The sequence below is a fragment of the Peribacillus frigoritolerans genome (assembly GCF_001636405.1).
Classification (GTDB): Bacteria; Bacillota; Bacilli; order Bacillales; family DSM-1321; genus Peribacillus; species Peribacillus frigoritolerans.
In genome coordinates this window covers 1816617-1838077 of sequence record NZ_KV440950.1, presented here as the reverse complement: position 1 = coordinate 1838077, position 21461 = coordinate 1816617, and the positions used below count along the sequence as shown (strand labels likewise).

At 44.3% G+C, this 21461-nt stretch carries 21 protein-coding genes and 1 other annotated feature; of the genes, 6 read left to right on the top strand and 15 right to left on the bottom strand.

Annotation, left to right across the window (positions count from 1 at the left end; genetic code table 11):
• Positions 1 to 47: 47 nt before the first annotated feature.
• From pheT to A6755_RS09005, 3 genes are all read right to left on the bottom strand, one after another.
• A complete protein-coding gene (pheT, locus tag A6755_RS09015) occupies positions 48 to 2462 on the bottom strand; it encodes a phenylalanine--tRNA ligase subunit beta (protein WP_063590476.1) in 2415 nt (804 codons plus the stop codon).
• 28 nt (positions 2463 to 2490) lie between these two features.
• Positions 2491 to 3531, bottom strand: coding sequence for a phenylalanine--tRNA ligase subunit alpha (gene pheS, locus A6755_RS09010; protein ID WP_053535889.1), 1041 nt, complete (start codon positions 3529 to 3531; stop codon positions 2491 to 2493).
• A gap of 58 nt (positions 3532 to 3589) precedes the next feature.
• Positions 3590 to 3832, bottom strand: a binding site (T-box leader).
• A gap of 44 nt (positions 3833 to 3876) precedes the next feature.
• Positions 3877 to 4635 carry a TrmH family RNA methyltransferase gene (locus tag A6755_RS09005; RefSeq protein ID WP_034309029.1) on the bottom strand — a complete coding sequence of 253 codons (759 nt, stop codon included), beginning with the start codon at positions 4633 to 4635 and terminating at the stop codon, positions 3877 to 3879.
• Positions 4636 to 4758: 123 nt separating this feature from the next.
• On the opposite strand from A6755_RS09005, the gene sspI reads away from it, so the two are divergent.
• The gene (gene sspI / locus A6755_RS09000; protein ID WP_034309032.1) at positions 4759 to 4968 is read left to right on the top strand and encodes a small acid-soluble spore protein SspI; all 210 of its coding nucleotides are present in this window, start codon (positions 4759 to 4761) and stop codon (positions 4966 to 4968) included.
• A 63-nt stretch (positions 4969 to 5031) separates the two neighbouring features.
• Here sspI and A6755_RS08995 read toward each other — a convergent pair whose 3' ends face one another.
• From A6755_RS08995 to A6755_RS08965, 7 genes are all read right to left on the bottom strand, one after another.
• Positions 5032 to 5412: a general stress protein gene (locus A6755_RS08995; RefSeq protein ID WP_063590475.1), complete on the bottom strand. Its 381-nt coding sequence runs from the start codon at positions 5410 to 5412 to the stop codon at positions 5032 to 5034.
• A 563-nt stretch (positions 5413 to 5975) separates the two neighbouring features.
• A complete protein-coding gene (locus tag A6755_RS08990; protein ID WP_063590474.1) occupies positions 5976 to 6776 on the bottom strand; it encodes a YflT domain-containing protein in 801 nt (266 codons plus the stop codon).
• 165 nt (positions 6777 to 6941) lie between these two features.
• Positions 6942 to 7871, bottom strand: coding sequence for a YsnF/AvaK domain-containing protein (locus A6755_RS08985; RefSeq protein ID WP_063590473.1), 930 nt, complete (start codon positions 7869 to 7871; stop codon positions 6942 to 6944).
• Positions 7872 to 8126: 255 nt separating this feature from the next.
• Positions 8127 to 9452, bottom strand: a complete 1326-nt coding sequence (locus A6755_RS08980; RefSeq protein WP_063590472.1) for a (Fe-S)-binding protein — start codon at positions 9450 to 9452, stop codon at positions 8127 to 8129.
• Positions 9449 to 10861, bottom strand: coding sequence for a glycolate oxidase subunit GlcD (gene glcD / locus A6755_RS08975; protein WP_063590471.1), 1413 nt, complete (start codon positions 10859 to 10861; stop codon positions 9449 to 9451). Before glcD ends, A6755_RS08980 begins: the two co-directional genes overlap by 4 nt.
• A 118-nt stretch (positions 10862 to 10979) precedes the next feature.
• Positions 10980 to 12092, bottom strand: a complete 1113-nt coding sequence (locus tag A6755_RS08970; protein ID WP_063590470.1) for a PucR family transcriptional regulator — start codon at positions 12090 to 12092, stop codon at positions 10980 to 10982.
• 74 nt (positions 12093 to 12166) lie between these two features.
• Positions 12167 to 13855 carry an L-lactate permease gene (locus A6755_RS08965; protein ID WP_034309047.1) on the bottom strand — a complete coding sequence of 563 codons (1689 nt, stop codon included), beginning with the start codon at positions 13853 to 13855 and terminating at the stop codon, positions 12167 to 12169.
• Between the two features lie 253 nt (positions 13856 to 14108).
• Here A6755_RS08965 and A6755_RS08960 point away from each other — a divergent pair, with 253 nt between their 5' ends.
• The 4 genes from A6755_RS08960 to A6755_RS08945 all read left to right on the top strand — a co-directional run bounded on the left by A6755_RS08960 (position 14109) and on the right by A6755_RS08945 (position 17890).
• Positions 14109 to 14840, top strand: a complete 732-nt coding sequence (locus A6755_RS08960; protein ID WP_063590469.1) for a FadR/GntR family transcriptional regulator — start codon at positions 14109 to 14111, stop codon at positions 14838 to 14840.
• 181 nt (positions 14841 to 15021) lie between these two features.
• A complete protein-coding gene (locus A6755_RS08955) occupies positions 15022 to 15738 on the top strand; it encodes a (Fe-S)-binding protein (protein WP_063590468.1) in 717 nt (238 codons plus the stop codon).
• A 23-nt stretch (positions 15739 to 15761) separates the two neighbouring features.
• Complete coding sequence (locus A6755_RS08950) at positions 15762 to 17192, top strand: LutB/LldF family L-lactate oxidation iron-sulfur protein (protein WP_063590467.1); 1431 nt, start codon at positions 15762 to 15764, stop codon at positions 17190 to 17192.
• Entirely contained in the window at positions 17186 to 17890 is a 705-nt protein-coding gene (locus A6755_RS08945; RefSeq protein ID WP_217349299.1) for a LutC/YkgG family protein, read from the top strand. Before A6755_RS08950 ends, A6755_RS08945 begins: the two co-directional genes overlap by 7 nt.
• Positions 17891 to 17945: 55 nt before the next feature.
• Here A6755_RS08945 and A6755_RS08940 read toward each other — a convergent pair whose 3' ends face one another.
• Positions 17946 to 19031 (bottom strand): M42 family metallopeptidase, encoded by a 1086-nt coding sequence (locus tag A6755_RS08940; RefSeq protein ID WP_063590466.1) that lies wholly within the window; start codon positions 19029 to 19031, stop codon positions 17946 to 17948.
• A gap of 64 nt (positions 19032 to 19095) precedes the next feature.
• Positions 19096 to 19584 carry a dUTP diphosphatase gene (locus tag A6755_RS08935; RefSeq protein ID WP_063592499.1) on the bottom strand — a complete coding sequence of 163 codons (489 nt, stop codon included), beginning with the start codon at positions 19582 to 19584 and terminating at the stop codon, positions 19096 to 19098.
• Positions 19585 to 19694: 110 nt separating this feature from the next.
• Here A6755_RS08935 and A6755_RS08930 point away from each other — a divergent pair, with 110 nt between their 5' ends.
• The gene (locus A6755_RS08930; protein ID WP_034309060.1) at positions 19695 to 20075 is read left to right on the top strand and encodes a hypothetical protein; all 381 of its coding nucleotides are present in this window, start codon (positions 19695 to 19697) and stop codon (positions 20073 to 20075) included.
• A 52-nt stretch (positions 20076 to 20127) separates the two neighbouring features.
• Here A6755_RS08930 and A6755_RS08925 read toward each other — a convergent pair whose 3' ends face one another.
• From A6755_RS08925 to rplT, 3 genes are all read right to left on the bottom strand, one after another.
• Complete coding sequence (locus A6755_RS08925) at positions 20128 to 20697, bottom strand: TVP38/TMEM64 family protein (RefSeq protein ID WP_063590465.1); 570 nt, start codon at positions 20695 to 20697, stop codon at positions 20128 to 20130.
• A gap of 60 nt (positions 20698 to 20757) precedes the next feature.
• Complete coding sequence (locus A6755_RS08920; protein ID WP_057276692.1) at positions 20758 to 21033, bottom strand: DUF1294 domain-containing protein; 276 nt, start codon at positions 21031 to 21033, stop codon at positions 20758 to 20760.
• A 68-nt stretch (positions 21034 to 21101) separates the two neighbouring features.
• Positions 21102 to 21461: a 50S ribosomal protein L20 gene (gene rplT, locus A6755_RS08915; protein ID WP_034309067.1), complete on the bottom strand. Its 360-nt coding sequence runs from the start codon at positions 21459 to 21461 to the stop codon at positions 21102 to 21104.

The window sequence follows — 21461 nt, the reverse complement described above, 5'->3', positions numbered from 1 at the left end:
ATGAAAAAAGACAGCTCCCCATGATTCAGGGAGCTGTCTTTTTGGTTTTATCCTCTTAGCTCTGCGCCCGCTTTTTCTTTAACGGCTTCAAGCACTTTATCATGTGCCTTTGTAATGTCCTCGTCCGTCAGTGTACGTTCCGGGTCGTAGTATTTCAGTGAGTAGGCAATGGATTTCTTGCCTTCCTCCATTCTTTCACCTTCGTATAAGTCGAAGATGCTTACTTCTTTCAGCAGTTTGCCGCCGGCTTCTTCAATAATATCCTGAATGTCCCCGGCTTTCGTGGCTTGTTCCACAACGAGCGCGATATCGCGTGTGGTTGATGGATAGCGCGGAATCGTTTGGTACGCTATCGGCGCGACTTCTGCTTCGGCCAATGCTTTTAAGGAAAGTTCGAAAATGTATGTTTCTTTAATATCCAAGTCTTTTTGGACAGTTGGGTGCACTTGACCGATAAAGCCAATTACTTCACCATTCAATAGGACTTCGGCTGTCCGTCCTGGATGCATGTCGTTGATTTCCGCTTGGCGGTAACTGATTTGATCAGCTAATCCAAGTGTGTCGAATAATGCTTCGATCACGCCTTTGGCTACAAAGAAATCCACTGGTTTCTTTTCACCCTGCCATAGATGTGACTCCCATAGGCCGGTGATTGCTCCAGCAACATGTTCTTTTTCTTCAGGCAGTTCTTGTTCGTCACGCTTAAAGAATACCGAACCGATTTCATACAGTGCCAGTGAATCAATTTGACGGGCATTGTTATATTTCACGACCTCCAGCAATTGAGGCACGATGCTTAAACGTAGCTGGCTTCTTTCTTCACTTATTGGCATTGCCAATCGAATGGATTCTCTTGCTTCCAATGCGAATTGGGACGCTTTTTCCTGGCTTGTCAGTGAATAGGTCACTGCTTGATAAAGGCCTGCGCCTTCAAGTGTACGGCGTGCCTTCCGCCGTTTAATTTGATAGTCTGTCAATTGTCCTGGGTTAGCAGAACCGATCGGCAGTGTAACGGGTATGTTATCATATCCATATAAACGTGCAGCCTCTTCGACTAAATCGGCTTCAATCGTAATATCACCACGGCGCGTCGGGACAGTGATCGTGAATGTTTCATTGTCAAGTTCCACGCCGAATTGCAGACGTTTGAAGATTGACTCCACAACTGATACGGTCATGCTCGTTCCAAGGAGTGTGTTGATTTTTTCAAGCGTGATGCTAATGACCGCAGGTTCCATTGACAATTCGTCAACTTCTGCTGCTCCTTGTAAGACTGTTCCCCCTGCATATTGTGCAATCAATTGTGCAGCACGTTCCCCTGCTTCACGAACACGTGCCGGGTCGACGCCTTTTTCAAAGCGGGCACTGGCTTCACTGCGTAATCCATGGTCCTTTGAAGCTTTGCGAACTACTGTACCTGCAAAATATGCACTTTCAATAATGATGTTCGTCGTATCATTTTTGACTTCGGAATCCGCTCCGCCCATCACACCAGCAATCGCAACTGGCTCACTGCCATTCGTGATCACTAAATGGTCAGGTGTCAAAGTGCGTTCCGCTTCATCCAATGTTACGATTTTTTCAGCATCCTTCGCTCTGCGGATGACGATTTCCTTTGAACCAAAGCGGTCATAATCAAAGGCATGGAGCGGTTGGCCGTATTCAAGTAAAATGTAGTTCGTGATATCCACCACATTATTATGAGGTCGGATACCTGCAGACATCAACCTAGTCTGCATCCAAAGCGGTGAGGGTCCGATCTTAACATCCTTGATGATTTTAGCCATGTATATCGGGTTATCTTCTTTCGCTTCCACTTTGACACTGATATAATCAGTTGCTTTTTCAGCTGCCTCTTCTTTCTCGACTACCGGCCATTTCACTTCCCGGCCTAGAATGGCTCCCACTTCGTATGCAACACCAAGCATGCTTAGCGCGTCGGAGCGGTTTGGAGTCAGCCCAAGTTCCAGCACTTCATCACTTAAACCAAGTTCCTCTAATGCATCTTTCCCTACTTCCACATCATTAGGGAAGACGAAGATTCCTGTAGCATAATCCTTGGAAACAAGCTTGGATTCGAAGCCCAATTCTTGAAGCGAGCAAATCATTCCGTGCGATTCTTCTCCGCGAAGTTTCGCTTTCTTGATTTTGAAATTACCTGGAAGGACTGCGCCAACAGTAGCGACTGCGACTTTTTGGCCTTTATCGACATTCGGTGCTCCACAGATGATCTGAACGGGATTTTCGGCCCCGATATCAACTTGGCATTTATTCAATTTATCCGCATTTGGATGTTGTTCACGTTCTAAGACATGCCCGATGACGACCCCTTTTAGCCCTTCACTTTTCTTTTCCACCCCTTCAACCTCAATGCCGCTTTTCGTGATTTTGTCAGCAAGCTCCGTCGCATTGATGCCTGAAAGGTCAACATAATCTTGTAACCATTTATATGACACAAACATGGTAGGTCCTCCTTTTTAAAATAAAAATTTATGCTTCGTGATGGTTGAATTGTTTTAAGAATCGAACATCATTCGTATAGAAATGACGGATATCGTCCACACCGTACTTCAACATGGCAATCCGTTCCACGCCCATTCCAAATGCGAATCCAGAGTATTTCTTGGAATCGAAGCCAGCCATCTCAAGGACGTTCGGATGAACGATCCCAGCGCCAAGCACTTCGATCCAGCCTGTTTTTTTACATACGCTGCAGCCTTTACCGCTGCAGATTTTACAAGAAATATCCACTTCGACGGAAGGCTCAGTAAATGGGAAGAAACTTGGACGAAGACGGATTTCACGGTCTTGCCCGAATACTTTTTTCGCAAATACGTCTAGCGTTCCTTTCAGGTCGCTCATGCTGATGTTCTCATCGATGACCAAGCCTTCAATTTGCTGGAATTGATGGGAGTGTGTCGCATCATCGTTATCCCGGCGATATACTTTTCCTGGGCAAATGATTTTAACAGGGCCTTGACCTTTATGTTTTTCCATCGTTCTGGCTTGAACCGGTGAAGTGTGCGTCCGCATCAGGATTTCATCCGTGATGTAGAAGGAGTCCTGCATATCACGTGCCGGATGGCTTTTTGGCAAGTTAAGTGCCTCGAAGTTGTAGTAGTCGCTCTCGACTTCAGGACCTTCCGCAACCGTATAACCCATCCCGATGAATAAGTCTTCGATTTCTTCCACGATTCGTGTTAATGGGTGAAGATTCCCCTTGTTTACCGGACGTCCTGGAAGAGTGACGTCAATCGTTTCAGTTGCTAGCTTTGCATTGACTGCCGCGGTTTCAAGCGCTTTTTGTTTCTCCTCGATCTTTGTTGCGATCGCTTCGCGTACTTCATTGGCTAGTGCCCCGATTTTCGGGCGCTCTTCGGCAGATAATTTACCCATGCCGCGCAATACCTCAGTGATTGGCCCTTTTTTCCCTAAATAAGCAACACGGACTTCATTCAGTTCTTTTAATTCGGAAGCGGCGGCAACTTTTTGCAACGCTTCTTCCTGCAGTTCTAGTAAACGTTCCTGCATCATGTCTTCCTCCTTTATTTTCCTTTTGTAAAAATGAACACAAAAAAACCCCGATCCCTAAAGGGACGAGGTTTATGTATCGCGGTACCACCCTTATTAGTGCATAAACAAAAAAACTTCTGCACTCACTTCATTAAAAATAACGGCTCTTCACCGGAACATTTTTCGGACATCCTGTCTTCCCAATGCCAACTCGAAAGGTGAATTCACTTAAGCAGTGCCATAAAAATGCTTTCAGTCAAGGCATTTTCTCCCTGGATATGGTTAACTTTAAGCTACTACTCTTTGTCATCGTTGTTTTCATTATAAAATTCTGTTTTATTATATTATAATTCTTCGGCCGTTTCAAATCGATTTTCGTAAATGGTACATTAAAATCCCGGCAGCGATCCCCACATTCAAAGATTCACTTTTTCCGTAGATGGGAATATAGAGGTTTTTAGTCGTTTTCTCCAGTAATTCCTTCGATACCCCTTGGCCTTCATTACCGACCAGCAGGGCAAATCGGGAAGACTTTTCGACTTCTTCAAATGGCGATGCCCCTTCTAATGCCGTACCATAAACCGGTGTGCCACTTTGCTTAAGCTCATCGATGATTTCGGATAGGTTCCCTTTAATGACAGGCATATGGAAGAGGCTCCCTTGCGTCGAACGGACCACTTTGGGATTATACAAGTCAGCACACCCTTCCCCAAGGATGACCGCATCGATTCCCGCTGCATCCGCTGTCCTGATCATCGTTCCAATATTCCCAGGATCTTGGACGGCATCGATCAACAATAATTTCTCCGGATTGATGGACGCCATGCTCGTTGATTTCTGTTCACAAACCGCAGCAATTCCCTGCGGTGCTTCGGTATCGCAAATCGCCTTCATAATATCATTTTTCACATAAATGAGTTCTGTGCCTTCCACCTTAAAATGGGCAGGCATTTCAGTTTCTTCATTGATGATCACTTCCAAGACGATTTCCTCTTTTAAGGCTTCTTCAACTAGGTGAAAACCCTCGACTAAATATTTACCTGTTTTATCTCGTTCTTTTTTCGTCAAAAGTTTTTTCCATTGCTTAACTTGCGGGTTTTTTACGGATTCGATATATTTCAAGGGTAAACGCTCCTTTAACTTCACACTGATTTTCCTAATTATAACGCAATTCACATACATATTGCATGCGAGTTTGTGAAATGCTATTAATGTCAGTCATTATGTGTTAGAGGAGGAATAATTATGAATTTAAACTTACGTAATGCGATCATCCAAAATGTATCTGGAAATACGCAAGAGCAGCTGGAAGACACGATTGTCGATGCCATACAAAATGGCGAGGAAAAAATGCTTCCTGGATTGGGAGTATTATTCGAGGTCATCTGGCAAAATTCATCCGAGCAGGAAAAACAGGAAATGATCACTGCCCTCGAAGCAGGATTAAAAAAATAACAGCCTTCAAAGGCTGTTATTTTTTTAATCTCGCCTCGCCAGCCTTCAAAGGCTGTTATTTTTTTAATCTCGCCTCGCCTCGCCAGCCTTCAGTTCTTCGATGGAGACTTCTTCATCAAGCAGCAAGATGAATTTCTTTGCTTTCACTTCTTCAAGCATCGCTTTTGTCTCAGCAAAAGAGTAGCCGTATTTCGTGAAAAAGCTGCGTAAATCTCCAGATCCTTCATCTGTGAAGTAATGGAAGATTTTCAAAAAAAGAGTGTCCTCCTTATCCTGATTGGCGATGATCAGTATATCCGTATGTTCATTTCCAAGCTGCACATAATTTTTTATATCAGCTGCCACTGTCATTTGGGTGCCAGTTACGCCTTTTGCTTTTAAGTCTGAAATTGCAGCAAGTAGTTCCGGATTAGAGTCAAAAACACCATATACGTTTTTTTCCATGTTTCTCCCCCTCCTTGTTACTCTACTTAAAATAAAATTCCTTTGTCATTATACCTTGCAGCTTTATCAATAAACAAGCAAATAGTCTATGGAGACGAACAAGGGAACCCTCTGCCTAAAGGTTTTTTTAAAATAACAGCCTATAGCAAACTCTAAGAAAATCGAGGTTGCTTGCGGTCCTATTAAAAAGGCTGTTTTCACATACTTTTTGCTATTTACCAGGTAGTGAGTTGTGGTTGATTTCCCCTCCAGATGCTCGCTTTCCGCGGGGCGGGCGGTGAGCCTCCTCGGCGTAAACGCCTGTGGGGTCTCACCTGTCCCGCTGCTTCCGCAGGAGTCTCGCACTTCCGCTCCAATCAACCTTAAATAGTTTCGTTTTAAAAACAACAATCTTTACGAAAAGAGCCATTAAAAACGTTCCACACCCATTCCATCGACTGTCTTACAAGCCAAAGCAAACGGCTGCGTGTCTCAGCTAGTGATTTCGGCAGGAGTGTCGCAAATTTCTTCAATCTAAGTAAACAAACAAAAACAGCCTTATGCAGGCTGCTCTTGTTGCGGTATTACAAATTGTCGGTATTGATTCGATTTTTGATGTATTCATCTTGTAAGCCTTCCTCTTGCTGTCCGCTCGCTGTCGGTCCCGCGGTCCGATCCAGTGATCCTTGAGCGTCCAGGTTTTTGTCAGCATCGTCTGCAAACGGGTCGCTTGCCAGTGTTCCTTCATGAATCCCTGGTTTTTGCTTCTTGAATTTTTCTGTGGAATTCCCCCAGATTTCCCTTTCTTGAGCTCGCTTCATATCCAGCTCTTCATTTTCATAGATATTGGCGGAATTTCCGTGAAGCTCTTCGCTTCTTCCTGGCTGTGCTTCCATTTCCCTTGTTTGATAGGCATTCGCGGTTGTTTCCGGAAAAAGGTTCGGGTCCGGATTGTTCACCACCCCTGTTTTAAGCGGATTCTCTGCAGGTGCGTCCGTATCCTCGATGCGATTGGAAGTCATGTTCTCACGTGCTGTTACGGTTTCCGATTCATCTAAAAGAATGAGGAATTTTCCGGCCTCCACTTCATTTATATAAGCGGTTGCTTCACTATCGGCAAGCCCTAGCTCACCTAGGCGGTTCCTTATATCTTCGGAACCCTCGTTCAGGAAGAAGTGTTTCATTTTATCAATGAAGGATTCCTCGTTAGAGTTAGTAACGACTTCGACATCCGGATCATGCTTTTCATTAACGAAATCCAAATCTTCTTTCTTATCAGCCATTACCGTTATTTCCCCTTCATGAACCCCCTTTTCCTTGAGGGATTGTATAGCCTGGATCATTTCTCTTTCCGTATTAAAAACACCATATAACGTTTTTCCCATGCATATTCCTCCTCCTTTTTCCGATATTTCTTCTTATGTGTATTTATACCCTGATGGGTGCCAATTAAACAAAAAGGTTTGCCTTCCCTAAGCTCGGACCTTTAATCAGTCTAAAAAACAAAAGGAAACCTGCAGTTTTAAAACTGCAGGCCATTTCCTTCACTCTTAGAAGCGGTCGGTTCTACGTTCAGTTGCCTTTTTCTCATTCACGATCGATTCATCTGTACTATCAAGCTGGATATCTTCCTTTTTAAGAGTATCCTGAACTTGCTCCGTTTCTTGTACAGCATGTTTCTTGATGACAATTTCATCGGTGACAACCGGTTTTTTCGAAACTTCCAGTTTTTCTTCAACAACCGGGATTCGTAATGTTTCCCCATCTTCAATGGTTCCGGTTTCCTGATTCGCTTCACGTCCTGAAACCGATCTATGCTCAACTGTCACTTCTTCGTGTTCAACAGGGACATTGATCGTTTTATGCTGTTCATTTACTTCTTTATTAATGACGACTTCTCCTGTCTGAACTCTTTCTTTGTCAATGTTCAGCTGTTCTTCCCGAAGTCTAAGCGTCCTTTCATCTTCTGGCAATTCACGGCCTTGTCCGTTGACTCCATAAACATCTTCTTTATTTAATGCATCGTTTTTTTCCGTACCATTATATAGTGGGTTGGTGGAGTTAGTATCAAGCCTTGTACCGGCAGTGTCCATTGTTCCGGTCGTGAATTTATCTCTTGCCGTTCCAAGATGGCCTTCACCTTCTTCAACCAGAACCAGGACTTTTCCATTTTCTACATCAAAGACATGTTCAGCCGCATCACTATTCGAAAGGCCCGCATTCGCCAATCTTGTTGAAAGGTCTGCCGTGTCTTCCGGCATGAAGAAACGTGCCACCTTGTCCATAAACGATTCGTCGTTAGGAACATTCGTCATTGTGTGAACATCCGTTTCACGTTGATGGTTCGTGAAATCCAGTGTTTCTTCCTTATCTGCGACGACCGTAATATCGTCCCCTTCAAAACCCTTTGCCTTAAGTGCATTAATTGCTTGGATCACTTCTGCATTTGATTCATATACTCCATATACTGTTTTATTCATTTTACATTCCTCCTTAGGTTTTGTTGTTTCTGTTAGTGGATGCTATATATAAACAATACCCGACATGTTCCTAAGTAAACGAGGAATCCATATTTCATTTTTGTTATATCATTTACAATTTGTTCTCAGCACAGAACGCATTTTTAATTGAGATCCAGCCTTTACAAGGGTTTCCCCCTTTATAAAAATGTAATGTTTAACCAAATCCTGCTATTTCGTTTTTTCAAATAATGCTTGTGTTCTTTTTTTCTTCTATCATAAAGCCACAGCCTTTATTAGCAGGTCCGCAATATGCACCGCTTTTGTGCATTCCCCCAAGTTTTCCCGCTCGATCCCCAATTGCATTTGCAACAGGCAGCCAGGGTTTGCCGTGACAACAATATCGGCCTGTGTCGATTTCGTGTGCTCCATTTTAGAGTCAAGAATGTTCATGGACATCTCTGATTCAACAATATTATATATCCCAGCTGAGCCGCAGCAGCGATCGGCATCCTTCATTTCCCTGAAATCGATTCCTTCTATTGATTGAAGGAGAATTCGCGGAGCCGAGGAGGTATTCATCACATTCCGTAAGTGACAGGAATCCTGGAAAGTTACGGTTTGAGCTGGCAGTTTCAGGCGAACTTTTTCCTGAAAACGCAAATCAACAAGGATCTGGCTGATATCTTTCAACTTATTTTTAAATGAGATTGCACGGTCGTGCCATTCCGGTTCATCTTGGAGCAGATGATCATAATCTATGAGAAAAGCGCCGCAGCCACCGGCATTCGTAATGATATAATCAACTTCCTCCGTTTCAAAGGCTTCAATATTACGCTTGGCCAGTTGCTTTGCACCTGCTTTTTCACCACTGTGACCATGCAGCGCACCGCAACAGGCCTGGGATTTCGGTATCAAGATTTCACATCCGGCCAGCTGAAGAAGCTTTAGTGTGGCCTTGTTCGTTTCCAAAAACATCGTATCCATCAAGCAGCCGGAAAAGAAAGCCACCTTTTTGAGCGGCGTTCCGATTGCAGGCAGCTCGGTTGGCCTATTTTTCATTTCTGCTTTTTTCGGGACTTTCGGCAGCACTTTTTCCATGGCTGCCAAATTATCCGGAAGCATGTTGAGGACTCCCGTTTTACGGGCCATGTATTGCAGGCCTGATTTCTGATAGAAGCCAAGCAAACTTGTCATGGTCTGCATTCGCTCCTGGTGCGGGAATAGTCCACTAAAAACCGCCTTGCGGATCGTTTTTACAGGGAAGCTGTGTTTTTTATTCTGATGGATGATATCCCTTGCTTCTTCAAGAAGGTGTCCGTATTTCACACCTGAAGGGCACACAGGTTCACAAGCCCTGCAGCCGAGGCAAAGACTCAAAGAACGTTCTACATCCCTATCTGGCTCAATCACGCCATCCGCCACCGCTTTCATAAGCGCAATCCGGCCCCTTGGTGAGTGGGATTCCTTCAGCCCCGATTCTATGTATGTCGGGCAATGGGGTAAGCAAAAACCGCAGCGCATACAATTCAACAATTCATCTTCATTCATTTTTTCCGCGAATTGAATGGCAATGGTTTCCCTTTCCTGAACTGTCGTCATGAAGAAACCACCACCCTTTTCCTGGTTTCCTTGGCAAATACTTTGCCGGGATTCATGATGTTATTGGGATCGAAAGCCTGTTTAATCGCCCTCATGGCATCAATCCCTTCTTTCTTCAGCTTCCATTCAAGATACGGGGCCTTCATCGCTCCTACACCATGTTCACCGGTAATCGTCCCGCCAAGGTCGATAGCCGCGGCAAAAATGTCGGCAAAAGCGAGCTCCACCCTCTCCATTTCCTCATGATCACGAGCGTCGGTAATGCATGTCGGATGCAGGTTCCCGTCCCCAGCATGACCGAACGTGCAAATGTCCACGTTATGCTTGTCAGCGATCTCATTAATCGCTCTAACCATTTTGGCAATTTCCGAGCGAGGAACGGTGGCATCTTCCAAAATGGTCGTCGGCTTGAGGCGTGCCAATGCGGAAAGTGCTGTCCGTCTTGCCGTTTTCAAGGCGACAGCGTCAGATTCCGTTTCGGCAATTTCCACGGAAACCGCCTTTTCCTCTAGACAGATATCGGCCATCCTTTTCATATCACGTTCCACCACTTCAGGCGGACCATCCTGTTCAATCAGCAGGACGGCTTCCACATTGGTAGGCAAACCGATTTTCGCAAAGTCTTCAACAACGATCAAAGTCGGCCGATCCAGAAATTCCAATGTCACAGGAATGATCTTATTTGAAATGATCTTGGCCACTGACTGGGCTGCAGCATCCAAATCTTGATATAAGGCAAGCATCGTCTTAGTCGTTTCCGGCATTGGAATCAGCTTTAAGGTCGCTTCCGTAACGATGCCCAAGGTCCCTTCCGATCCGACAAAAAGTTTCGTTAAATCATATCCGGCTACATCTTTGGCAAGCTTGCCCCCTGTTCGAATGATGTCCCCATTCGGAAGGACGACTTCAAGCCCGATGACATAATCACGGGTGACTCCATACTTTAAACCTCGCAGTCCACCAGAATTCTCATTAATGTTGCCGCCAATCGTGGAGATTTTCATCGAACTTGGATCCGGCGGATAAAACAATCCCTTCTCTTCAACTGCTGAAATCAAGTCCAAAGTGATGAGCCCAGGCTGTACGGTCGTTGTTAAGTTCTCCTCATCTATTTCAAGTAATGAATTCATTCGATTGAATAAAAGGACAATCCCCCCCTCTGTCGGGCATGTGCCTCCGCTTAAATTCGTCCCAGAACCACGCGGAACGATCGGAACATTGTATTCGTTGCAAACTTTGACGATGGCTGCGACTTCAGCTGTGCTGCCCGGTTTGATGACAGCATCCGGCAACGCTTGAAACCCAGGCGTTGCATCATATGAATGGACTAGACATTCCACTTTCGAGTCATCGTAATTCTCCTGACCGACAATGGCAAGAAGTAGCTGCTTAACCTGCTTTGTTAACATGTACATCCTCCTCATATAAACATAGGAAATTCTAGATTTTTTATATGATGTAAGTATAAGAAAAAAAACACTCGGCCTTCTATGTATGAACATATAAAGTTTTGAGCTTTACATAGAATTAATTTGTATGTTTATCCAATACACTTAATGCTAGATACATCGTGACTAAATCGGCTGGCTTCCTAGGATTCAGCCGGGTCAAATCCTCTATGCGCTTGAGCCTGTAATGGAGGGTATTGATATGGATATGGAGGGCTCTAGCGGTCTCTTTTAAAGATAGATCACATGCAAAATACATGGAAAGGGTTTTAAGCAGTTCCTCATTAGGAAGCAACTCCTGAATCGTCCGGGATAAATATTCCTGTCTAGTTTCAGCGGTAACTTCATCAAGCAGGACCTCAAGTTTCAAGTCCTCGTCAAATATGATACCTGATGAAGAAGAAGCGATTTTCAAGGAACGTTCCGCTTTAAAAAACGCTGGCCTGAAAGCGGATCCTGATGCACGCGAACTAACTCCTGCATACACTTTATAGCCCGAACTCTCTTCCAGCTTTTTTTGCAGTTTACTTAGTTTCATATATTGCTGGTCTTTTGAACCGATGAAATCGGCCATTGAAAGAAGGACGAATTGGTTCCTCCCCCAACGTACTGCGATGTCATTGGGATGCTGCTGTCTTATGAATATCTGAAGCGTTCTCCATACATGAGGTTCAATGATTTCCTCAGTCTTGAATTCACCAAGGGTGATGATCCGGTCCGCATGAACATCGACCCCAAGCAACTTGGCCTTCTGAAGGAAGTGCTCATTGAACGTCTGCAGCTGATGCCATTCAAATACAAAGAATTCCATCAGGCGTGATTGGGATTCTGCTTGTTCAATATGATAGCTTTCCTGAATGAACATCTCCGTCATCTTTTTTAATAGTTCCGCATAAGGGGAAACATGTTTGGGGTCACCTGTAATTCCAATGACACAAACGGCTTCCTGATTAAAGAAAATAGGCAGGTTTATCCCTGCCTTCACTCCTTTCCAACTTCGTTCATCCTGTTTATTGATGATCAATTTCTCACGATTGTTGAAAGCGTGGATGGCTCCTTCATGAAAAGATCCAATGCGGCTGCCATCGGTGCTGGCGATAATCATGCCGGCATGATCAATAATGATGATCTCTTCATCAATCAGTTTTCGAACCTCATGCACCAATTTTCCTGCAACAGCTGCCAATTGCATGATATGTCCTCCTTTTTTTGAATGGACTTGAAAATATTTCGAGGCTCCCCGATGAAAAGGGAGCCTCATTTTACTTATGGAATCATCCAGGAAAGGACGCCATTTTGCAAGAAGGTAATCACACAAACAAGCAGCAATAAAAATAAGCTATGTTTAAGCGTGAATCTCAATAATTCCGATTCCCTGCCCGCCAATCCTACGGCAGCACAAGCTATCGCTATCGATTGGGGGGAAATCATCTTTCCGGTGACCCCTCCAGAAGAGTTCGCCGCCAGTGCCAGGACCGGTTCCATTCCCACTTTAAGCGCAGTCACTTTCTGCAGACTGCCAAATAAGAGGTTGGCTGATGTATCCGATCCGGTAATGAACACACCCAGCCAGCCGAGAACAGGTGCGAAGAACGGAAATAAATCACCCGATTTTGCCAGGGTCATCCCTAGTGTTGTCGACATGCCTGAAGCATTCGTCACATAAGCAAAAGCGACCACGGTAGAAATCATCAAGATTGGTTTGGCCAACTCTTTCATCGCTTCAACAAAGGTGCCATAAAAGTCTTTTGCAGACATGTGTGCAATGAACTTCGTTACGATGGCAGCCAGTAAAATGGCCGTCCCGGCTGCTCCGAGCAGTTCTATTTTATAGAAAGCCGCAATCGGCAATCCATTACTTCCGATTATCTCATTATGCAGACCTGGCACTTCGATTTGGAAGGTTAATAGTTTCCCGATTTCATTGATTCCGCCAAGCAGCACATTGTTGCCTTCATAATGTCCGGATAGTGCCGGCTTTATTGGGTTCATCCCCCATATTGTGATGAAAAGCGTCAACAGGAGGAATGGTGACCAAGCATGGAATATCTGCCATTTCGTGTATTTTGTTTCCGCTTCGGCTGTATATAATGGTTCGACAGCAGCTGCCGTTTCCTCTGATGCAAAGCGAAAGATCGTCTTAGGTTTCCAGAATTTAAGGAAAATCGCCAAAGCAAACAGTGACACTAACGCGGAAAGGATGTCCGGTAATTCGGGCCCAAGAAAATTCGAACTTAAGTATTGTGTGATGGCAAAGGAAATTCCGGAAACCAAAATTGCCGGCAAGACCTCAAGCGACCTTTTCCACCCGGTCATTATTAAAATGAGATAAAGCGGAATGAAAGCCGAAAGGAATGGCAATTGGCGGCCGACCATTTTGGAAATCTCCATGGCGGCTATGCCAGTAGGGCCTTCCATGGCGATGATCGGTATTCCAACCGCCCCGAACGCTACCGGAGCGGTATTCGCGATCAAACAAATCCCTGCTGCATATAGCGGGTTAAAGCCGAGACCGACTAAAAGCGCAGCTGAAATGGCGACCGGTGCTCCAAATCCCGCAGCACCTTCTAAAAAGGCCCCGAAAGAAAATGCCACCAATAATGCCTGGAGCCGCCGATCTTCCGTAAGCGAAAGCACAGAAGAACGAATGATATTGAATTGTCCGCTTTTAACAGTCATCTTGTACAAAAATACGGAAGTGATGATTATCCATCCGATTGGGAGCAGCCCATATACGCCTCCTTGTGAAGCGGACATCACTGCTTTTCCTGCAGGCATCCCATATATCAATACAGCCACTGCAAGAGCTACAAGCAACGTGGTTATACCTGCCATGTAACCTTTCATGCGTTTGATGGTAAGCGCCCAGAAAAAGTAAAGAATTGGAATGAGTGCGGCAAGAGATGATAAAACTAAATTATCGGTGATCGGCGTAAAGTTTTGTGTCCATGTCATTCATTTCGACTCCTTTTACTATTGATTTTTTAAAAATTCAGAAATCAAACGCTAATTGAAACCCCTTACATATTCAAATATTCAAAGTCATCAGATGACTTGATGAGTACTCATTTAAATTAAATGATTGAAAATATAAAAGCAAGATTTTTTTTATTTTTTGTTGATTTTTTAACTCTTCTGGAAGTGTCAAAGATCATTTGTGTTATATAATATTAACTAGAGAAACTCATAGAAAATAGAGGTGCTACACTTGGTATATAAAAAAATAAAGCCGAAAAAAATTTATGAAGAAGTCAGCGATGAACTTTATGAAATGATTCGGTCAGGCAGCCTGAAACCAGGTGAACAATTGGATTCCATTCAGCAGCTTGCGGAAAATTTCCAAGTCGGGCGCCCGGCCATCCGCGAAGCATTAAGTGCATTGAGTTCAATGGGTCTTATTGAAATAAAACAAGGTGAAGGAACATTCGTCAAAACCTTCGACCCCGCCATCATGAACCACCCCTTGTCTGCCGCCCTTTTGATGGATCAAGACAATATCAAGCATTTACTGGAAGTCCGGAAAATCCTTGAGTCCGGTACGGCGGAAGTGGCAGCGAAGAAGAGAACGGAAGAAAACCTTATCGAACTTAAGGACATGCTTTTTAATATGGAAAAGGTCTCGGATGATGAAGAACTTAGTGATAAAGCGGATATCTCCTTCCATGTTGCCGTGGCAAATGCATCACAAAATGAGCTGCTGATTACATTGATGAATCATGTTTCAGAATTAATGACGGAAAAGATGCGTGATATCCGTCGGGCTGCGCTTTATTCCGAAGAGATGACACTCAAGCAGCTTTACCAGCAGCATGTCAGGATATATGATGCAATCGTGGCACAGGATGAAGACGGAGCCCGCAGTGCCATGCTGTTTCATCTTCAAAGCGTCGAGGAATCGCTGGACCGGGTCATCCAAAAAAATCAGCAAAAGAGTCATTGATATTCCTTTAAATTTCAAAAATACCCTATACAAAAAAGGATTAAATTGATATATTATTTTGAAAACGATTACTTCATTTAAAAAATCTTGGAAATTGGTATCTTCTCTTAGCCATTTCCTTTTTCCACTTTCTAGTCATCAGATGACCTGTTAACCTATTTTGAAAAAGGAGGAATTCAGATTGAAAGTTACTCTCTTTGCAACATGTTTAGTGGATTTGTTTCAATCCAATGTCGGCAAAGCGACAGTGGAGCTACTCGAGAGATTAGGCTGTGAGATCGATTTCCCGGTGTCCCAGATATGCTGCGGACAGCCGGCATATAATAGCGGGTATACGAAGGAATCGAAGGAAGCCATGAAAAAGATGATTAAAACGTTCGCGGATGCTGAATACGTCGTAACCCCTTCCGGTTCCTGTGCAGCGATGTTCAAGGAATATCCGGTACTTTTCAAAGGTGATGCCGTATGGGAAAAGAAAGCGGCATCATTAGCGGCTAAAACATATGAATTGTCCCAATTCATCGTGGATGTTTTAAAAGTGACCGACGTCGGGGCTACCCTCAAGGGAAAGGCCACATATCATACTTCATGCCATATGACACGGCTGCTTAAAGTGAAGGAAGCACCTGCCATTTTATTAAGCCATGTCAGGGGGCTGGAAGTGACACCACTTCCGGATGCCCAAAACTGCTGCGGGTTCGGGGGGACCTTTTCGGTTAAGATGGGTGACATTTCCGGGCAAATGGTCGAGGAGAAGGTATGCAATATTGAAGCTACCGGTGCCGACTTTTTAATCGGCGGGGATGCAGGATGTTTGATGAATATCGGCGGACGGATCCAAAGGAAGGGGCAACCGGTGAAAGTCCTTCACATTGCGGAAGTCCTGAATAGCATTTAAAGAAAGCGAGGAGGGAAAAACTTATGGCTATGAAAACCAGCTCTGCCAAATTTAAAGACCGGGTGGATGAAGGAATACATAATGACTTTATGCGATTGGCCGTATCCAGTGCCCAAGAACGATTACACGGACGGCGGCTGACTGCCGTTGATGAATTGGGAAGCTGGGAGGATTGGCGTTCCCTTGGGGAAGAAATTCGGCAGCATGTGCTCAGTAACCTTGATTTCTATTTGCACCAGCTTGCCCTAAACGTTTCGAAAAGGGGCGGTCATGTCTTCTTCGCTGAAACCGCTGAACAAGCAAGCGGCTACATTAAGGATGTCATTGTAAAAAAGAATGCCAAAAAGGTCGTTAAATCCAAATCGATGGTCACGGAAGAGATCAATTTGAATGCAACTCTTGAGGCAGTTGGCCTCGATGTCGTTGAAACGGACCTTGGAGAATACATTTTACAAGTGGATGATCATGATCCCCCTTCCCATATCGTCGCACCTGCGCTCCATAAAAATAAAGAACAGATCAGGGATGTTTTTAAAGAAAAGCTTGCCTATACGCAAACCGAAAAACCGGAAGAGCTTACCGCCCATGTGCGGGGCATTTTGCGGAAAGATTTCTTAAGCGCCGATGTGGGCATTACCGGCTGTAATTTTGCGATTGCGGAAACAGGCTCGATCGGATTGGTGACGAATGAAGGAAATGCCGATTTGGTCACTGCCCTCCCAAAAACGCAAATCACCGTGATGGGAATGGAACGGCTTGTACCTACATTCGATGAATTCGAAGTCCTTGTCAGCTTATTGACAAGAAGCGCTGTCGGTCAAAGATTGACCAGTTACATCACCGCACTTACCGGTCCGCGTGATGAAGGTGATGTAGACGGACCCGAGGAGTTTCACCTAGTGATCGTGGATAATGGACGCTCCTCCATCTTAGGAACTGAGTTTCAATCCGTTCTTCAATGCATTCGCTGTGCTGCCTGTATAAATGTCTGCCCGGTCTATCGCCAGGTTGGCGGTCATTCATATGGTTCAATTTACCCCGGACCAATCGGCGCTGTGCTTTCACCCTTACTCGGGGGATATGATGATTTCAAGGAACTGCCGTATGCCTCCACTCTTTGTGCAGCCTGTACAGATGCCTGTCCGGTAAAGATTCCTCTCCATGATTTACTGAGGAAGCATCGTGAAGTCATCGTTGAAAAGGAAAAAATGGCGCCGTTTTCAGAAAAGATGGCCATGAAGGCCTTTGGGATTGGTGCGGCATCGCCTATGCTTTATAAATTCGGCTCCAAAATGGCCCCATCAGCGATGTCACCTTTTAAAACGGGGGATATCATCTCGAAAGGCCCGGGACCGCTCAAAACTTGGACAGAAAGCCGCGAGTTCCCTGCTCCAGGGAAAGAGAGCTTTCGGGACTGGTTCAAAAATCGGGAAAAAGGAGGGAAATCATCATGAATGGAACCATCCATAATGAAGGGGCATTTTTAAACAATATAGCCAAAAACCTGGGAAGGGCTCCTATTACGGAAGGCATCTCCGTTCCGGAATGGAAGCACGCCCCCCAAAAAGAAGTTTTGAAACATGCGACACAAAATGATCTTGTCGCGGAATTGAAGGAGCAATGTAAACGGGTGCATACTCAATTTCACGTTACCGACTCCAAGCAAGTGGTGCATTGCTTAACAAAGGTGATCGAGGAACTTGGAAACGGACCCGTGATCATCCCTAAGGACGGTCGATTTACCGAGTATGGGTTAGAGGGCATCTTAAAGGAAAATGATGTCCATATATGGGATCACCAAGCCGGGAATGAAAATATCGAAAAAGCAGAAAGTGCTAACATCGGAATCACATTCAGTGAGATGACACTAGCAGAATCAGCGACCGTCGTCTTGTTCAGCGACAAGGACCACGGCCGTTCCATCAGCTTCCTTCCTTCCTGCCATGTTTCCATCATTCCAAAAAGCACCATCGTTCCGCGAATGACCCAGGCTGCTGCGGCCATCCGTTCAAAGGTTACCCGGGGCGAAGTCGTTCCTTCCTGCATCAATTTCATAACAGGGCCGAGCAATTCGGCTGATATCGAAATGGACCTAGTCGTCGGCGTCCATGGACCGATCAAAGCCGTCTATATAATCGTCGAAGACAAGTAGAAAAAAGAAAATGGAGAGGACCTATATTAGGCCTCTCCATTTTTAACTTACTATATTACTCGTAAATGATCCGATCAACCGCTTCGCGATCGAGTCGTTTAATCACTTCGACAATGAGCTTAACTGCATTTTCATAATCATCCCTGTGAAGCATTGCTGCGTGTGAATGAATGTAGCGTGTGGCAATCGTGATTGCCAGGGCGGGAACACCATTTGCCGTTAAATGGATGGAGCCGGCATCCGTCCCGCCGCCCGGTATCGATTCGTATTGATAAGGAATATTCATTTCATCAGCCGTGTCGGTGACGAAATCGCGTAATCCCTTATGTGCCACCATCGATGAATCATAGATGACGATTTGCGGGCCTTCCCCCATCTTGCTCATCGCTTCTTTTTCGGAAACCCCCGGTGTATCACCAGCAATGCCGACATCGACGGCAAAACCGATATCCGGCTGAATTTTGAATGTGGATGTTTTGGAGCCACGCAGGCCGACCTCTTCTTGCACTGCGCCAATTCCATAAACTATGTTAGGATGGTCGCTGTCTTTCAGCTGTTTAAGCACATCAATGGCGATTGCACAGCCGATTCGATTGTCCCAGGCTTTGGCGAGCAGCATCTTTTCATTATTCATAACCGTGAATTCAAAATATGGCACAACCATATCCCCCGGCTTGACGCCCCATTCCTTAACCTCTTCTTTGCTGGATGCACCAATATCAATGAACATATCCTTAATATCAATCGCCTTCTTCCGCGCTTCCGCTGACAGGATATGTGGCGGCTTGGAACCGATAATGCCCGTTATATCACCTTTACCCGTAACGATCGTCACGCGCTGGGCCAGCATTACCTGGGACCACCAGCCCCCTACCGGCTGAAAACGCAAAAATCCCTTATCATCAATTTGGGTGATCATGAAACCGACTTCGTCCATATGCCCGGTAACGACGATTTTCGGTCCGTTTTCATCTCCCGTTTTCTTGGCGATCAAACTTCCCAGGCCATCTGTCGATATTTCATCCGCAAATGGTGTTATGTATTCGGTCATCACTTTTCTTACTTCACTTTCATTTCCTGCAATGCCTTTAGCATCCGTTAAGTCAGCAAGCATCTTTAAGGTTTCATCCAATTGAGCCATTCTCTTACCTCCTTATAACTTACATTACAAGAATAATTATACAGACAATCGATTTCATAAACAATCAGTAGCCTTGCTTTTGCCTTTCGTAATTGACTTCATTTTTGCTTACATATGCTTTTTCCACATCCGCTGCCGAAAATCCGAGCAACTCCCCTAAATGTAAATACGCAGTAAAAACCTTTTGATAAGATGACTTTGTCAGCTGTGTGCGAAATTCACTGATGTAACCGTAAATGGAAGTAAATTGAACCGTCAAATCCTCCTGATGGAACTTTAGGGCAGATGGAACTTCCGGTACAAAACCCCGTTCGATCCCGAGTGACAAAATGAAATGAATGCCATCCACATATTCAGCCAAAATCGTTTCTTTATCAGAGGGTCCTTTAAGACTCCAGAATTTAAAACATCTTGTTTCATTGGCAAGCTCTCCAAGCTCCACTAAAAGAGCAAGTATCTTTCGTTCCACCAAGTCTTCCGCACCCAAATCATGCTTGGACTGTATATGCTCATCCAAAGCCGCCTGCATTTCCATTAATTTACTTATGTTCATTTTCATCACTTCTTTCCTTCGTCTTCCCCTAAATTATATCAAATAAATGAAACTTATTAAAAACCCATACGTAAATGAAAGGGAATCACTCTGTTTAAGGAGGTATCTCCATGGTATTGATCATGCGGTTCATTCTTTTGGCTCTCATCATTTTCTTAATCTATACAGTCATTAAATACCTATTTAATCCGAAAAGAAAATTAGAGCTGGCACATGAACAGAAAAAATTCTTTCTGCTCGACGATACAGCCAATATACGAAAGAATTTTTTATTGACGTACAACGGGGTGATGTTTGAAGGGGAAAAGTATTTAGGGACGACGGAACGCTCCTTCGAGGTCATCTCCATCTTCATTTGGCCTAAAAAAGTGGCAGGCCTGAAAGGCTTGAAGCGAAATGATTTCTTGAAAATCGAGGCAGCCTTAAAAAAACAATACCCGGATGCCGTTATTGATTGGAAGAGCCCGGTCAAGGAGTTCTTACAAAATTGAAAAAATCACGCATAATGAAGAGCCTTGAGGAAAATGGACTCAAGGCTCTATATTAATCATCTGAACGAAAAAATTCCTTCCAGGGGACGACCGTCTGCTTCTCTCTCAATAAATAGATCAATAAGGTTAAAGATAATAAAATGATGACGATCAGCGTGGGACTGAAATCTGCAATATAGTGGCCAAAAACCGTGTATACGAATGCTACAGGAAGATTGGTCATAAAGGATAGGTAAAAATAATTTTTCAGCCCTTTATTGGATTCCAATAAACAAAGCGACAGTAAATAAAAGTGTATGAATGGTATTAGCCTGAGTACTGCAATTTGCCGGCTGTTCAGCTTTCGGTTACCAAACAGCTTATTCTTAAGCCCCAGCAGCCTATCCTTTGTTTTCGGAAATTTGCCTATCACGAAATAAAAGGCCATGCTGGACAGCGTCAAACCGATTACCGAATAGATGGTTCCAAAAGCTGCCCCGAATAATACTCCTCCAGACATGCAAACCACAATGACGGGAATGAATAAAAATTGCCTTAATAAATGAAAAGTGATAAAAATCAACGGTGCAAACACGCTTCCAGATTGAACGTAGCTCATCACAAGTGTCAATTTATCATTCATGCTCTCCCTCCAGCTACTCTTTGCTGCTTCTACAAGCATATACACTATACGTGCTACTTATTACAATTGAATGAATACCTTAATCAATAAGCCTATCTGAAGAATCATCAATATAGGCAGACCCCACTTAAAAGCGGCATGCTTCGTCTTATGGCGGAATTGCTTCATCCCCAAAAAGGACCCAGTCCCTCCTCCTATGACTGCCCAAAACCAAAGTGTCTTTTCGCTGATCCGGTACTCCCCATTACGCGCTTTCCTTTTGTCGATTCCCATTAAGGCAAAGCCGATGATGTTCGTGATGATCATATAAGCAGCAATGAACCATACTCCTTGCATTCCCATTCCCTCCTTTAAATATGTAAAAAGCCACCCTCTTGAAAAGAGAGTGGCTGTATCAGTCAGACTTATTTGTCTAATTGTTGTTTAGCAGCAGTTGCTAATTGAGCAAAAGCTTGTTCGTCAGCAACAGCAAGATCAGCAAGCATTTTGCGGTTCACTTCGATACCAGCAAGCTTTAGGCCATGCATTAAACGGCTGTAAGAAAGACCGTTGATGCGTGCTGCAGCGTTGATACGAGTGATCCAAAGTTTGCGGAAATCACGTTTCTTTTGACGACGGTCACGGAAAGCATAGTTTCCTGACTTCATTACTTGTTGGTTAGCTACTTTGAAAAGAATATGTTTCGCGCCATAGTAACCTTTAGCTAATTTTATTACCTTTTTACGACGTTTGCGAGTAACAGTACCGCCTTTTACACGTGGCAT

What these genes read in the sequence shown, in the direction of transcription:
- pheT (WP_063590476.1), bottom strand. Translation starts at nt 2,462, where the DNA reads ATGTTTGTGTCATATAAATGGTTACAAGATTATGTTGACCTTTCAGGC.
- A6755_RS08940 (WP_063590466.1), bottom strand. Translation starts at nt 19,031, where the DNA reads ATGGCTCAATTGGATGAAACCTTAAAGATGCTTGCTGACTTAACGGAT.
- A6755_RS08935 (WP_063592499.1), bottom strand. Translation starts at nt 19,584, where the DNA reads ATGAACATAAGTAAATTAATGGAAATGCAGGCGGCTTTGGATGAGCAT.
- A6755_RS08990 (WP_063590474.1), bottom strand. Translation starts at nt 6,776, where the DNA reads ATGGGAAAAACGTTATATGGTGTTTTTAATACGGAAAGAGAAATGATC.
- sspI (WP_034309032.1), top strand. Translation starts at nt 4,759, where the DNA reads ATGAATTTAAACTTACGTAATGCGATCATCCAAAATGTATCTGGAAAT.
- pheS (WP_053535889.1), bottom strand. Translation starts at nt 3,531, where the DNA reads ATGCAGGAACGTTTACTAGAACTGCAGGAAGAAGCGTTGCAAAAAGTT.
- glcD (WP_063590471.1), bottom strand. Translation starts at nt 10,861, where the DNA reads ATGTTAACAAAGCAGGTTAAGCAGCTACTTCTTGCCATTGTCGGTCAG.
- A6755_RS08920 (WP_057276692.1), bottom strand. Translation starts at nt 21,033, where the DNA reads ATGCAAGGAGTATGGTTCATTGCTGCTTATATGATCATCACGAACATC.
- A6755_RS08980 (WP_063590472.1), bottom strand. Translation starts at nt 9,452, where the DNA reads ATGACGACAGTTCAGGAAAGGGAAACCATTGCCATTCAATTCGCGGAA.
- A6755_RS08925 (WP_063590465.1), bottom strand. Translation starts at nt 20,697, where the DNA reads ATGAATGATAAATTGACACTTGTGATGAGCTACGTTCAATCTGGAAGC.
- rplT (WP_034309067.1), bottom strand. Translation starts at nt 21,461, where the DNA reads ATGCCACGTGTAAAAGGCGGTACTGTTACTCGCAAACGTCGTAAAAAG.
- A6755_RS08985 (WP_063590473.1), bottom strand. Translation starts at nt 7,871, where the DNA reads ATGAATAAAACAGTATATGGAGTATATGAATCAAATGCAGAAGTGATC.
- A6755_RS08995 (WP_063590475.1), bottom strand. Translation starts at nt 5,412, where the DNA reads ATGGAAAAAAACGTATATGGTGTTTTTGACTCTAATCCGGAACTACTT.
- A6755_RS08965 (WP_034309047.1), bottom strand. Translation starts at nt 13,855, where the DNA reads ATGACATGGACACAAAACTTTACGCCGATCACCGATAATTTAGTTTTA.
- A6755_RS08930 (WP_034309060.1), top strand. Translation starts at nt 19,695, where the DNA reads ATGGTATTGATCATGCGGTTCATTCTTTTGGCTCTCATCATTTTCTTA.
- A6755_RS08970 (WP_063590470.1), bottom strand. Translation starts at nt 12,092, where the DNA reads ATGCAATTGGCAGCTGTTGCAGGAAAATTGGTGCATGAGGTTCGAAAA.
- A6755_RS08950 (WP_063590467.1), top strand. Translation starts at nt 15,762, where the DNA reads ATGGCTATGAAAACCAGCTCTGCCAAATTTAAAGACCGGGTGGATGAA.